The organism is Paraburkholderia sp. DHOC27, from assembly GCF_003429005.1.
In the GTDB taxonomy this organism is placed as follows: domain Bacteria; phylum Pseudomonadota; class Gammaproteobacteria; order Burkholderiales; family Burkholderiaceae; genus Paraburkholderia.
This window is the reverse complement of the sequence record NZ_QVQV01000006.1, coordinates 503,509-517,142: the sequence shown is the minus strand read 5'-3', so window position 1 is coordinate 517,142 and position 13,634 is coordinate 503,509. Positions and strand designations below refer to the sequence as shown.

Below are 13,634 nucleotides of genomic sequence, written 5' to 3'. Positions count from 1 at the left end.
CGAACACACGTACCAACAACGGAGACATCATGCGGTTGACAGGCAAAACGGCCATCGTCACGGGTGGCGGATCGGGATTCGGCGAAGGCATCGCAAAGACCTACGCGCGCGAAGGCGCCAACGTGGTCATCAACGATCTGAACGGCGCTGCGGCGGAGCGCGTGGCGAGCGAGATTGCGCTGACGGGCGGCAAGGCCATCGCGGTGGCCGGTGACGTCACACGCAGCGACGACTGGCAGAGCCTGCGTGAAGCCGCCCTCGAAGATTTCGGCAGCGTGCAGATCGTGGTCAATAACGCGGGCACTACGCATCGCAACAAGCCCGTGCTCGACGTGACGGAAGCCGAGTTCGATCGCGTCTACGCCGTCAACGTGAAGAGCATTTACTGGAGCGTGCAGGCGTTCGTGCCGTACTTCCGGCAGCAAGGCGGCGGGGTGTTCATCAACATCGCGTCAACGGCGGGCGTGCGGCCGCGACCGGGGCTCGTCTGGTACAACGGCAGCAAGGGCGCGGTGATCATCGCCAGCAAGGCGCTGGCTGCCGAACTCGGCCCCGATCGCATTCGCGTGAGCTGTGTGAACCCGGTGATGGGCGAAACCGGCCTGCTCTCCGAGTTCATGGGCATGGAGGACACGCCCGAGAATCGCAAGCGCTTTCTGGCAGGCATTCCGCTTGGCCGCTTGTCGGTGCCGCAGGACATCGCTAACGCGTGCCTGTTTCTGGCTTCGGACGAAGCCGAGTTCATCACCGGTGTGTGCCTGGAAGTGGACGGCGGCCGCTGCGTGTAGCGTGTGGTTAGCGGCCTTTCGTGCTCATCGCCTTTACACCACATTCATCGCGAGCGCGCTCTCACGATAATGCTGGCTGGCCTTCTCCGTATCGCCAAGCTGCTCGTGCAGACGCGCGAGCGCACGGTGCGAGCGGATCTTCAGCGTCTCGTTGTCGGCGAGTTTCAGCGCCGTCTCGAGGAACGACTGCGCCTTGCCCCACAACTGTTGATGCAGGCACAACCGGCCGAGCGCGAACATGAGATCGGCGTCTTCAGGACGATCCTTCTGCCAGGCTTCGGCCTTCTGGATCAGCGGCAAGGCATCGCCGCCCGTCGTGTCCGGATAGCGGCGCAGCAGCCGCGCGTCCCAATGCTGCGCCAGCGCTTCTTCGACAATCCGGCGCGCTTCCTGCGGCCGGCCCAGGGCCACCAGCAGCTCTGCGGCAAGATCGGCGAGACGGGGTGAATGACGCTCGGTGGGCGTCAGCGAGTGCCACAGTTCCAGCAGCGCATCGGCATTGTGACGACGGTCGCGCAGCAGGTTTTCAGCGGCCAGCTGGCGCAAACGCACCGCCACGGCCGGATGAATCGCCTCGCGCTTTTCGAGCGTCTTGACGAGCTTGAGCACCTCGCTCCAGTTCTTCAATTGCTGTTGGGCGCGCAACATGATTTGCTGAGCATGAATGCGACGACTGCCCTGCGATTGCATCTCTGTGAGCGCGGCGAGTGCGCCGTCGGCGTCGCGGCCGTCGGCGCGCATGTCGGCGCTGGCCAGCAAACGGGCATCCTGCCAGTCGGGCTCGTCGATCTGCGCGAGCCATTCGTCGCGGCGCGCGTACTCGTGCATCCGATGCGCGGCCGTGGCCGCCACCAGCCCTGCCGCACCCTTGTTGTCGCCGTTGGCGAGCGCGTCGCGGGCGGCCTTTTCAGCGCGCGAGAAACGCCCGGCGTACAGATTGCCGATCGCCTCACGCAGTGCCGCGTGCGCTTTCGCGACGCGCGAGCGGGCGCGGTACGCGGCCACGCGTTGCGGCATGCGCCAGATATTGCGAAAGATACGCAGCAGTGCGTACAGCACGATAAACAGCAGCACCAGCGCGATCACGAACAGGTTCAGCGAGACGTCCACCCGATACGGCGGATAGATCAACATCACCTGGCCCATGTCGAAGCGGCCGACCGTGGCCAGCACCACTGCGACGGCAAACAGGAAGGCCAGCCACAAAAGTCCCCGGATCGCCATGATTAACCCCGGCTCTTGTACTGGTTGACCGCGTCGAGGCTGGTGTTCAGGTTCGGCACATCCACCGCTGCCGAGCCGTCATCCACGTCCTTGACCAGATCGCGCACGATCTGCGTGTGCTTCGAGGTGTTGTCGAAATAGCGCGCGAGGGCGGCGTCGGCTGCGTGCAGGTCCGACTTGAGCGTGGTCTGGTTGCGCGCGAGCAGCGCGAGACGCGCCGACAGCAGCCGCAGCTTCAGGTTCTCACGCACGAAGTAGCCTTCGTCCGGCGTGACCAGCATGGCGTCGGCGTTGTCGATGCGGCGCACCTGCACGAGGCTTTGCAACTGCTGGCCAAGACCCGTGTAGAACGCCTGCCACCAGACCTTCCATTTCGGCTCGTTGGCGGCGACCTGCGTGGTATCCGCGCTGCTTGCCGCGGACGGCGTGGTATGGCCGATCAGCGCTTCGCCCGCGAGCGGCAACGTGTCGACCTGGTCGATCGCGTTGTCCAGCTTGATGGCCAGACCTGTGAGATCGGTGGACGGCGCGGCCTTCAGCTTGTCGATGTCCTCTGCGATCGCCTTGCGCACCGCCACGGCGGCCGGGCTTTCCGAGGCCGCGAGTCGCGTGTCCGCGCTCTGCAGCGCGAACAGCGCAAGCTGCGTGTTGCCCGTCAGTTGCAATTGCTCGCTTGCGCTGGAGAGCATCTGCCCCACTTCGGCGATGGTCCAGTCGTCACGATTGCGTGCGAGGTCGGCATATTGTTGTTGCAGCGCCTGCTGGGACTGCTGCGCGTCCGTCAGCTTGCCCTCCAGTTGCGACAGCTGCGAATCGAGCTGATGCACGGTCGCGACCGCCTGCTCGGTCTTCACGCGCATCTCGGCGGTTTGCGCGTCGTTGGCCTGCTGACGTTGCGTCAACTGCTGATCGAGCCGGATCACCTTGCGATTCAACGCAATCGCACCCACCGCCGCGGCGCAGGCAATCACCACGATGACAAACCACAGCAGCGGTCCGCTCGCGCTGCGGCGCGGTTGCTGCGCTTCGTAGGGCGTGAAGGGGGGATTGGGCGGCAACGCCGTGGTTGCGGCCGGCTGAGGGGATGCGTTCGTGGAGGCGGTCGTTTCTGTCATGCGTACGTGAGCCGGGTTGGTCTGAGCCGGTTGAACAACGGGAGGTACAGCGGAGATCAGCGTGCGGGCAATGCGTTCGTCGCCCGCACCGGACACCGTAATGCTATCAAAACCCAGTCCCCGCGCGGTCTGCGCGATACGCGGGTGGGGCGCCACGAGGGTGGCGCGTTTCAATTGCGCGATCTCGCCGGCGTTCAGATGATCGCGGGCCAGCTCGTCCAGATTGCGCACGCCTTCCGAACTCGTGACGAGCCAGGCGTGTGGCTCGCCTGCCAGAAGCGTATGGACGCGCTGCCATGCGGCCACGGACGGCTCGGGCACGAGACGCCGGTAAGCGGCGACCGTATCCACCTCGGCGCCCGCCTCGCGCAGACGGTCCGCGAGCCACTCGCGGCCACCGTCGCCGCGCACGATCAGCACGCGCTTGCCTTCCAGCGTGGTGGCGTTGATTGCTTCGTCGAGAGCGGCGAAGAGCGCTTCGGAATCGAAACGTGCGCCATCGTCATCGGGCGCGGCGGCCGGACTGATGACCCGGTACGCCGGTGCCTCGACGCCGTGGCGCGCCAGTGCTGCGACGCTGCCCGGACCCACCACGCCCACCGGTAACGCATGCGGCCAGATGGCGCCGTATTGCGCGAAAGCGTAGTCGACGGCGTTGGGCGAGACGAACACCACCAGCGCATAACGTTCGAGCGCGGCCAGCGCCGCATGCAGCGGGGCGGTGTCGTCGGCTGGGGCGATTTCGATCAGCGGGAAGTCGAGCGTGGCGATACCCGCGGCGGTGAGTTGCGCGGCGAGCGCCTCCGACTGTCCTGCGGGACGCGTGATCACCACCGTATACGCCGCCCTCTCAGACGGTGTGGGGGATGGGTTGACGCCGGCCTGTTCTGCCATCACTCAGCGGTCGCCGGACCGCTCGCCGTGCTGAGCGACCGGACGATATCGAGCGCGCCCTGGCTTTCGAGCGCGCCGGCCACTTCGCGGCCCAGTTGCAGCGCGTGTGCGAGCGTCGGCGCCGGGGCCGAGGCGTGTGCATTCAGCACGCGCTGGCCATCGGGTGTGGCCACGCAGCCGCGCAGATGCAGCGCGCCGTCGTGCCATGTGGCGTAGGCCGCGAGCGGCACTTCACAACTGCCGCCCAGCGCCCGCGAGACCATGCGTTCGGCTTCCACTGCGGCCGCCGTATGCTCGTGATGCAGCGGCGCGAGCCATGCGGCCAGCTCAGGACGGCCCGCGCGAATCTCGATGCCCAGCGCGCCCTGCCCGGCAGCAGGCAGACTGTCCTCGGGATCGAGCAACGCGCGAATGCGCTCGCCGAGGCCAAGGCGCTTGAGACCCGCCGCAGCCAGAATGATCGCCGCATAGTCGCCACGATCGAGCTTGGCGAGCCGCGTATCCAGATTGCCGCGCAACGGCTGCACCACCAGTTGCGGGTAGCGCATGCGCAGCATCGCTTCGCGCCGCAGGCTCGAGGTGCCGACCACACTGCCCGGCGGCAACGCCGCGAGCGAATCGTAGTGGTTCGAAACAAACGCGTCGCGCGGATCTTCGCGCTCCATCACGCAGGACAGTTCGAAGCCAGCGGGCAATTCCATCGGCACGTCCTTGAGCGAATGCACGGCCAGATCGGCGCGTCCATCAGCGAGTGCGTTCTCCAGTTCCTTGACGAAAAGACCCTTGCCGCCCACCTTCGAAAGCGTGCGATCGAGAATCTGATCGCCACGTGTCGTCATTCCGAGGATTTTTACGTCACAAGATGGATATAATTTGTGCAGCGCACACTGCACGTGCTCCGCTTGCCACATCGCAAGACGGCTTTCCCGCGACGCGATGACAAGGGTGGAGGGCGGTGGCGCTGACAGCTTCTCGGAATTCATTGCTTGGTCACTGGATGACGGGAGGTAATAACAAACAATGTTAGCACGCGCTCCAGCGTCTCTTGATCGGCTTTGAGGCCGCACTGGCGCGCCACCATTGGAGGAGACAGGCTCGCGTCCGGCAGTGCAAACCTCGCGCATCGAGCTTCATCGCAATTCGCGCGCTGTGAAAACGCTGTTGCTGTGTCAGCAGTCCGTCTCTCATTCGACCCTGGCTTCCCTGAGGAAACCCATCGTGACGTCTTCCGGATCGGCGCGCCCTGGCCGCCGCAACACTGCATCGCTCAACGGTTCTGCGGGCACGCCCGTACTTGCCCCTGCCACCACGGCTGCGTCCAGCACGCCGGCCAAACCGGCCAAGGCCGCCGCGGTCACTAAAGTCACTAAAGTCACCAAAGCCGCTCAGGCAGCTAAGACAACGCACGCTGCGAAGTCGGACAAGACCAGCAAAGCCAGCAAGCCTGCGAAGGCCAAAGAGATCGTCGTCGAAGCCACCGGCAACAGCAAGATTGCAGCGCCCGTGCGCGGCGAGTCGAAAGCCGCTGCTTCATCGGCCTCCTCAGCGTCGCCTGCAGCGCGCGCGACCAGCCGTACCCGTGAGGACAAAGACCAGCCGCTCTTCGAAGACATCCGCTATCTGGGACGTCTGCTCGGCGATGTGGTGCGTGAGCAGGAAGGCGACGCGGTCTTCGAGGTGGTCGAGACGATCCGTCAGAACGCGGTGCGCTTTCGTCGCGAGGACGACAGCACGGCCGCGCAGGCGCTCGACAAGAAACTGCGCGCGCTGAGCCCCGCGCAGACCGTGAGCGTGGTGCGCGCGTTCAGCTATTTCTCGCATCTGGCGAATATCGCCGAAGACCGTCACCGTAACCGCCGTCACCGCATTCACGCGCTGGCCGGTTCGGCCTCGCAGCCCGGCACGATGGCCAACGCGCTCGAACGCCTGATGGAAGCCAACGCGGCCGCCACGCCGGTCCTGCAGCAGTTTTTCAACGAAGCGCTGATCGTGCCCGTGCTGACCGCGCACCCCACCGAGGTGCAGCGCAAGAGCATTCTCGACGCGCAGCACGACATCGCGCGCCTGCTCGCGGAACGCGACCAGCAGCTCACGGAACGCGAACGCGCGCACAACGAAGCCATGCTGCGCGCCCGCGTCACGTCGCTGTGGCAAACGCGCATGTTGCGCGACGCGCGCCTGACCGTCGCGGATGAAATCGAAAACGCGCTGTCGTACTACCGCGCAACGTTCCTCGAAGAAATCCCGGCGCTGTATGCCGACATCGAAACCGCCCTCGCCGAGCACGGGGTCGACGCCCGCCTGCCCGCGTTCTTCCAGATGGGTAGCTGGATTGGCGGCGACCGCGACGGCAATCCGAACGTCACCGCTACCACGCTCGAAGAAGCGATCACCCGCCAGGCGGCGGTGATCTTCGAGCACTACCTGGAACAGGTGCACAAGCTCGGCGCCGAGTTGTCGGTATCGAACCTGCTGACCGGCGCCAGTGACGGCGTCAAGGCACTCGCCGAGGCGTCGCCGGACCAGTCGCCGCATCGCGTGGACGAGCCGTATCGGCGCGCGTTGATCGGCATCTACACGCGTCTCGCGGCCAGCGCCCGGGTGCGCCTGGGCGAAGGCGCCGTGCCGCTGCGCAGCGCCGGTCGTGGCGCCGCGCCCGTGCGCGCGCAGCCCTACGACGACGCGGACGCTTTCGCCAAAGACCTGCACGTACTGGTGGATTCGCTCGCCGAGCATCACGGCGCGTCGCTCGCCAGCCCGCGTCTGTCGCCGCTCGCACGCGCCGCCGAAGTGTTCGGCTTCCATCTGGCCAGCATCGATCTGCGCCAAAGCTCGGACATCCACGAAGCAGTGATCGCCGAGTTGCTCAAGTGCGCGGGCGTCGAAGAGGATTACGCCGCGCTCTCCGAAGCCGACAAGCTGAAGGTGCTGCTCAACGAACTCGCGCAGCCGCGTCTGTTGCGCTCGCCGTATCTGGAGTACTCGGAGCTGGTGAAGAGCGAACTGGGCGTGCTCGAAACCGCGCGCGTAACGCGCGAGAAATTCGGCCCGCGCGCCGTGCGCAACTACATCATCTCGCACACCGAAACCGTCAGCGATCTGGTTGAAGTGATGCTGCTGCAAAAGGAAACCGGTCTGCTGCACGGTCTGCTCGGCGACACCAATAACCCGGCCAAGGCCGCGCTGATGGTGATCCCGCTCTTCGAGACCATTCCCGACCTGCAAAACGCGCCGCACATCATGCGCGATCTGATTTCGCTGCCGGGCGTCGATTCGTTGATCGAACATCAAGGCGGCGAGCAGGAAGTGATGCTCGGCTATTCGGACAGCAACAAGGACGGCGGCTTCCTCACGTCGAACTGGGAACTGTATCGCGCCGAACTCGCGCTGGTGTCGCTCTTCAACGAACGCGGCGTGACGCTGCGCCTCTTCCACGGCCGCGGAGGCACAGTGGGACGCGGCGGCGGCCCGACCTATCAGGCCATCCTGTCGCAGCCGCCGGGCACCGTCGACGGTCAGATCCGTTTGACCGAACAGGGCGAAGTGATTGCCAGCAAGTTCGGCAATCCGGAGATCGGCCGTCGCAATCTGGAGACCGTGGTGGCTGCGACGCTCGAAGCGTCCCTGCTGCCGCATGGCAATACGCCTGCGCAATTGCCGGTGTTCGAGGAAACCATGCAGCAGTTGTCCGACGCGGCGATGGCGTCGTACCGCGCGCTGGTCTACGAAACACCCGGCTTCAAGGAGTATTTCTTCGAGTCGACTCCAATCGCGGAGATTGCTGAACTCAACATTGGCAGTCGTCCGGCTTCGCGCAAGTTGCAGGATCCGAAGCAGCGCAAGATCGAAGATCTGCGGGCCATTCCGTGGGGCTTCTCGTGGGGCCAATGCCGCCTGCTGCTGACCGGCTGGTACGGCTTCGGCAGCGCGGTTGCGGCGCATCTGGACGGCGCGCCGTCCGACGCCGAGCGCACCCGCCGTCTCGCGCTCCTGAAGAAGATGCACAAGAGCTGGCCGTTCTTCGCCAACCTGCTGTCGAACATGGACATGGTGCTGGCCAAGACCGACCTCGCGGTGGCCTCGCGCTACGCCGCGCTCGTGACCGACAAGAAGCTGCGCAAGCACGTGTTCGAGCGCATCGTCGCGGAATGGGAGCGCACTTCGAAGGTGCTTTCGGAGATCACCGGCAAGAGCGAACGTCTCGCGGATAACCCGCTGCTGGCCCGTTCGATCAAGAACCGCTTCCCGTATCTCGACCCGCTGAACCATCTGCAGGTGGAATTGCTCAAGCGCCACCGCGCCGGCGATACCAACGTGCGCCTGAACCGCGGCATTCACCTGACCATCAACGGCATTGCGGCGGGGCTGCGCAATACGGGTTGAGCGTGTAAGTGGCCACCGGGTCCGGTGGCCCAAATAAAAAGAAACGCGCCGCATTGCACGTCAATGCGGCGCGCTTTTTAATGGCGCGGGGCTTTAGCGCGCTTCGATCATGAACGCATCCAGCTTGAAGGAGTGATCCGGCTGGACATCGAAGTACTGACGCACTTCGTCGGGCGCGCCGTCCCACAGCGAACGGATCGCAACCACGCGCGGCTCCGGCGTACGCATGCGTGCGACCCACGAGGCGAACTCGATCGGCAAACGCCAGCGTTCACGGATCGTCGCGGTGAGACCTGCCGCCGCGAAGAAGGCGATCCACTCGTCCGCGCGGTAGTCGCGAATGTGCGATCCGTCGCGCAGCACTTCGATTGCCTGGATGTGTGTGTCGAGCAACGGATGATCGATGCCGGCGATATCCACGAACAACACCTGGCCGCCCGGCTTCAGCACGCGGCGCACTTCGGCGAGCGCCTGCGGCACGTCGTGCCAGTGGTGCGCGCTCATCCGGCTGATGACCCAGTCGAACGAGGCGTCGTCGAACGGCAGCGTTTCCGCCGCGCCCTGCTGCGTGCGGATGTTCGCGAGGCCGCGCTCGCGGGCGGCTGCGTCCACCGTAGCCAGCATTTGCGGCGCGATGTCGTAGGCCACCACGCTGTGCGCATGCGGGGCGACCGCAAAACTGGCATGGCCGGCGCCGCATCCCATGTCGAGCACGGTCGCGTTCGGGGTGGTCGCGACGGCGGCCGCCAGCGTTTGCAGATCGGCGCCCGTGGCGTGAACATGACTCGTCAAATAAGCCGCGGCGGTCGAGCCAAACGCGTCGGCGACCTGATCGTGATGCTTCATGGAATGCTCCCTTGCTCTTGTGGGTGAAGGTGTGGTGCTTCTAGTACGGTTGCCTGCCCTGCCGCTGATGTTGCTGACGCTGGTAGCGCGAGCGCCCTGACCGCTACAATAGATGCCGCCTTGTACCAGTACAAGTTAAGCAATTATTCTGGTATCACCGACACCCCCTTACTGAATTGATGAGCACCCCGCCCTCCGCCGATCCGTCCCCGCCGCCGCTCGATGCGACGCCCGCCCGCGCGCTGGGCGATTTCATCCGTGCCCATCGTGAGCGCCTGTCGCCGCAGGCGGTCGGCCTGCCGCCCGGCCCGCGGCGCCGCACGCCGGGGTTGCGTCGCGAGGAAGTGGCGCAACTGTGTGGCGTGAGTCCCACCTGGTACACGTGGATCGAGCAGGGTCGCGAGGTGTCCGCCTCCGCCGACGCGCTGGCGCGGATCGCCGTGGCCTTGCAGCTGTCGCGCGCCGAACGCGCCTATCTGTTCGAACTCGCGGCGCAGCGCGACCCGGCGGAACCCGACCCGGCCGCCGCCGATGCGCCCGCCACACTGCTCGAAACCGTCCAGCTGGTCAGCACGCCGGCCTACGTGCTCGACCGTCAATGGAACGCGCTGGCGTGGAATGCGCAGGCGGCGGACTTGTTCGTCGGCTGGCTCGACGGCACACACGACCGCAACCTGCTGCGCTTCACCTTCACGGAACCGGCGGCGCGCGCCTTGATCGTCGACTGGGAGACGCGCGCGCGGCGGCTCGCGGCCGAGTTTCGCGCGGACTCGATCCGCCATCTGAACGATGCGCCGACGCGTGGGCTGATCGACACGCTCACCAGCACGAGCGACGCTTTTGCACGCTTCTGGGCCTCGCAGGACGTGGGCGAGCGCGAAGGCGGACGGCGTGAGTTCAACCATCCTCGGGACGGATACGTGGTGTACGACCAGATCACGTTTAAACCGGCGCATCGGGAAGACCTGAAGCTGGTGGTGCTGGTGCGGGAATAGCTGAGAGAGCCGGCGCATGCGTGTGCGCGTCGGCGTCCCTGAGTCCGGCCGCCCCCGGATGTTAAAATCACCGTCTTGTTCGCTCTGGCTGCGGCTTAGGCCGCACGGCTCACGCCGAGAGCTTTTCCACTGCACGACTTCACTGCCCCAACACCATGACGTCCCAACTGCACAAAAAAGGCGAAGCCTGGTCGGCTCGCTTCTCGGAGCCGATGTCGGAGCTCGTCAAACGCTACACGTCGTCGGTTTTCTTCGACAAGCGGCTTGCGCTGGTCGATATCGAAGGCTCGCTCGCGCACGCCACGATGCTGGCCGCGCAGAAGATCATCGGCGCCGACGACCTCGCGGCCATCCAGCGCGGCATGGCGCAGATCAAGGGCGAGATCGAACGGGGCGAGTTCGAATGGCAACTCGATCTGGAAGACGTGCACTTGAACATCGAGGCGCGTCTGACCGCGCTGATCGGCGATGCGGGCAAACGCCTGCATACCGGGCGTTCGCGCAACGACCAGGTCGCAACGGATATCCGCTTGTGGCTGCGTGGCGAAATCGACCGGATTGGCGGCTTGCTGACCGACCTGCGCGTCGCGCTGCTCGACCTCGCCGAGCAGAACGCCGACACCATCATGCCGGGCTTCACGCATTTGCAGGTCGCGCAGCCGGTCACGTTCGGGCATCACCTGCTGGCCTACGTCGAGATGTTTTCGCGTGACGCCGAACGCATGCGCGATTGCCGCACGCGCGTGAACCGCCTGCCGCTGGGCGCGGCGGCACTGGCCGGCACGAGCTACCCGATCGACCGTCACGCGGTGGCGAAGACGCTCGGCTTCGATGGCATTTGCGCGAACTCGCTGGACGCCGTTTCCGATCGCGACTTTGCGATTGAATTCACCGCAGCGTCCGCGCTCATCATGACGCACGTGTCGCGCTTCTCGGAAGAACTGGTGCTGTGGATGAGCCCGCGCGTGGGCTTCATCGATCTGGCGGACCGCTTCTGCACGGGCTCGTCGATCATGCCGCAGAAGAAGAATCCGGATGTGCCGGAACTGGCGCGCGGCAAGACGGGGCGCGTGAATGGGCATCTGATGGCGCTCCTGACCTTGATGAAGGGCCAGCCGCTCGCGTACAACAAGGACAATCAGGAAGACAAGGAACCGCTGTTCGACACCGTGGATACGGTGGCGGATACGTTGCGGATTTTTGCCGAGATGGTGGCGGGGATTACCGTCAAGCCGCAGGCGATGCGGGCGGCTGCGTTGCAGGGATTTTCGACGGCAACGGATCTGGCCGATTACCTGGTGAAGCGCGGTCTGCCGTTCCGCGATGCGCATGAGGCGGTGGCGCATGCGGTGCGGATTTGTGTGGATCGTCAGTGTGATCTGGCGGATCTATCGCTCGAGGAAATGCGTGCGGAGTTGCCGAATGTGGCGCATTTGCTCGGCGAAGATGTGTTTGAGTATTTGACGCTCGAGGGGTCGGTGGCTAGCCGGAATCATCCGGGGGGGACTGCTCCGCAGCAAGTCCTTGGTGCTGTGCGCGTTGCGCGGGAAGGGTTGAAGTAAAGGGTTTTTTTTGCCTGCGGCGCTTGTTTTCTTGGCCTTTCCTTGTTTTCTCTTTGGTTTGCCTGCGTTGCCCCTGTGCGGGGCGGCACCTACTTTTCTTTGCCTGCCGTACGGTCGCCTCTCGGCGTTGGCTTTTCCTTGATTTCTTATTGGTCTATTTGTGTTGCCCCTGTGCGGGGCGGCACCTACTTTTCTTTGCCTGCCGCAAAGAAAAGTAGGCAAAAGAAAGCGGCTCACACCGCCAGCTTTTAGGTGTCTCCCTCGCCGCTCTCGCGACATTGGTCCGAGACGAGTTCGTCTCTCGCACCACTCGCGTTTGTGACCCAGCACTCATCCGCTCCAGCGTCGCGCTGCGCGCCCCGCCGAAGGGCGTAACTTTCGTCGCTTGCGCGACGGGCTCTCTACCCCAGAACCTTCGTCGAGTAGGTGGTTTTGGCGCGTAAATTAAGTCGGCATCCTAAGCATATCCCGCAAGATAGGGTGCATCGAAAATAGCGCGCCGCGCCCCGGCTTTCCGGTGCAAACCGAACCGCGACGCACAGAGTGCGGAGTGGGATGGATGAGTGCTTTGTCACTAACGGGGGTGGTGCGAGAGCGGGTCTCGTCTCGGACCAATACCGCGAGAGCGGCGAGGGAGACACCTACGAGCTGGCGGTGTGAGCCCGCTTTCTTTTGGTTACTTTTCTTTGCGGCCGGCAAAGAAAAGTGACTGCCGCCCCGCACAGGGGCAACGCAAGCAAACCAAAAAGAAAACAAGGAAGGGCCAACACCGCAAATACAACCACCAAACCAAAGGCCACGCCAACAAAAAAACCCCGGACTGACACCAAAAACACAAGAACGACGATAATAAAAAAACGAAAAAACCAAAACCTTTACATCAATGATCATCCGCCCAAACCTCCACTGGTTCCGCATGCTGCTCGCCTGGCGCGGCTCGGTCCTGCCGCGCCTCATCCCGCGGCTGTCGTTGATCTTTCTCATCTCCGTCGTCGCTGTCGCAGCCCACGATCACATCCTCAAAGTCACCGTCCGGCTCAGCCCCACACCCTTCTCGCTGCTCGGTATCGCCCTCGCTGTCTTCCTCGGCTTTCGCAACAACGCCAGCTACGACCGCTGGTGGGAAGCCCGCAAACTGTGGGGGCATCTGCTCAACGAAGCGCGCTCGCTCACCCGTCAGGCGCTCACGCTGCCCCGTGAACCGCTCGCCCCCGCCGAACTCCGCGAATTCGTCCAGGTGCTCGGCGCCCTGCCCCACGCGCTGCGGCATCAACTGCGTAAAAGCGATCCCGCCGAGGATCTCGTTTCACGTTTGCCCGCTCCATTGTTCGAACGCGTGATGGCGGCGCGCTATCGTCCGTCCGCCATCATGCTGTGGCTCGGCGAATGGGTGCAGCGCAACGCGCGCGCAGGCGCGATCGATCCGATGGCCGTGGTGGCCTTCGATCGCAATCTCAATGGTCTGTCTGATGTGATCGGCGGTTGCGAGCGGATCGTCTCGACGCCGCTGCCATTCGCCTATTCGGTGATGATCCACCGCACGGTCTATTTCTTCTGCGCGTCGCTGCCCTTCGGGCTCGTGGACAGCATCGGCATCTTCACGCCGCTCTTCTCGGTGTTCGTCGCGTACACGTTCATGGCCCACGAAGCCATTGCCTCGCAGATCGAAGAACCCTTCGGCTTCGACGACAACGATCTCGCGCTCACGGTCATGTCGAGTTTCATTGAAGACGCCGTGCGCGATCTGCTCGGCGAACCATCGCTGCCGAACGCGCCGTCCGGTCACAACGGCATCGTACTGACCTGATCAGCGGCATGGCAGGCGGG

General features: G+C 64.5%; 9 protein-coding genes. 5 read left to right on the top strand and 4 right to left on the bottom strand.

Features of this window, described 5'->3' with window-relative positions; translation table 11 throughout:
- Positions 1 to 29 precede the first annotated feature (29 nt).
- Complete coding sequence (locus D0B32_RS20970; RefSeq protein WP_117336185.1) at positions 30 to 788, top strand: SDR family oxidoreductase; 759 nt, start codon at positions 30 to 32, stop codon at positions 786 to 788.
- 33 nt (positions 789 to 821) lie between these two features.
- Here D0B32_RS20970 and D0B32_RS20965 read toward each other — a convergent pair whose 3' ends face one another.
- From D0B32_RS20965 to hemC, 3 genes are read right to left on the bottom strand one after another with little or no spacing between them, the layout of a single operon-like run.
- Entirely contained in the window at positions 822 to 2,012 is a 1,191-nt protein-coding gene (locus tag D0B32_RS20965) for a heme biosynthesis protein HemY (RefSeq protein ID WP_117336184.1), read from the bottom strand.
- A 2-nt stretch (positions 2,013 to 2,014) separates the two neighbouring features.
- The gene (gene hemDX, locus D0B32_RS20960) at positions 2,015 to 4,021 is read right to left on the bottom strand and encodes a fused uroporphyrinogen-III synthase HemD/membrane protein HemX (protein ID WP_117336183.1); all 2,007 of its coding nucleotides are present in this window, start codon (positions 4,019 to 4,021) and stop codon (positions 2,015 to 2,017) included.
- Positions 4,021 to 5,004: a hydroxymethylbilane synthase gene (gene hemC, locus D0B32_RS20955; protein WP_117336182.1), complete on the bottom strand. Its 984-nt coding sequence runs from the start codon at positions 5,002 to 5,004 to the stop codon at positions 4,021 to 4,023. The genes hemDX and hemC overlap by 1 nt, the downstream gene beginning before the upstream one ends.
- Positions 5,005 to 5,239: 235 nt before the next feature.
- Here hemC and ppc point away from each other — a divergent pair, with 235 nt between their 5' ends.
- Entirely contained in the window at positions 5,240 to 8,404 is a 3,165-nt protein-coding gene (gene ppc, locus D0B32_RS20950; protein WP_117336328.1) for a phosphoenolpyruvate carboxylase, read from the top strand.
- Between the two features lie 93 nt (positions 8,405 to 8,497).
- Here the strand turns inward: ppc and D0B32_RS20945 are convergent, their stop codons facing one another.
- A complete protein-coding gene (locus D0B32_RS20945; RefSeq protein WP_117336181.1) occupies positions 8,498 to 9,250 on the bottom strand; it encodes a class I SAM-dependent methyltransferase in 753 nt (250 codons plus the stop codon).
- A 179-nt stretch (positions 9,251 to 9,429) separates the two neighbouring features.
- On the opposite strand from D0B32_RS20945, the gene D0B32_RS20940 reads away from it, so the two are divergent.
- The 3 genes from D0B32_RS20940 to D0B32_RS20930 all read left to right on the top strand — a co-directional run bounded on the left by D0B32_RS20940 (position 9,430) and on the right by D0B32_RS20930 (position 13,614).
- A complete protein-coding gene (locus D0B32_RS20940; RefSeq protein ID WP_117336180.1) occupies positions 9,430 to 10,245 on the top strand; it encodes a helix-turn-helix transcriptional regulator in 816 nt (271 codons plus the stop codon).
- A 155-nt stretch (positions 10,246 to 10,400) separates the two neighbouring features.
- Complete coding sequence (gene argH / locus D0B32_RS20935) at positions 10,401 to 11,807, top strand: argininosuccinate lyase (protein WP_117336179.1); 1,407 nt, start codon at positions 10,401 to 10,403, stop codon at positions 11,805 to 11,807.
- 883 nt (positions 11,808 to 12,690) lie between these two features.
- Positions 12,691 to 13,614, top strand: coding sequence for a bestrophin family protein (locus tag D0B32_RS20930; protein WP_117336178.1), 924 nt, complete (start codon positions 12,691 to 12,693; stop codon positions 13,612 to 13,614).
- The last annotated feature ends 20 nt before the right edge of the window (positions 13,615 to 13,634 follow it).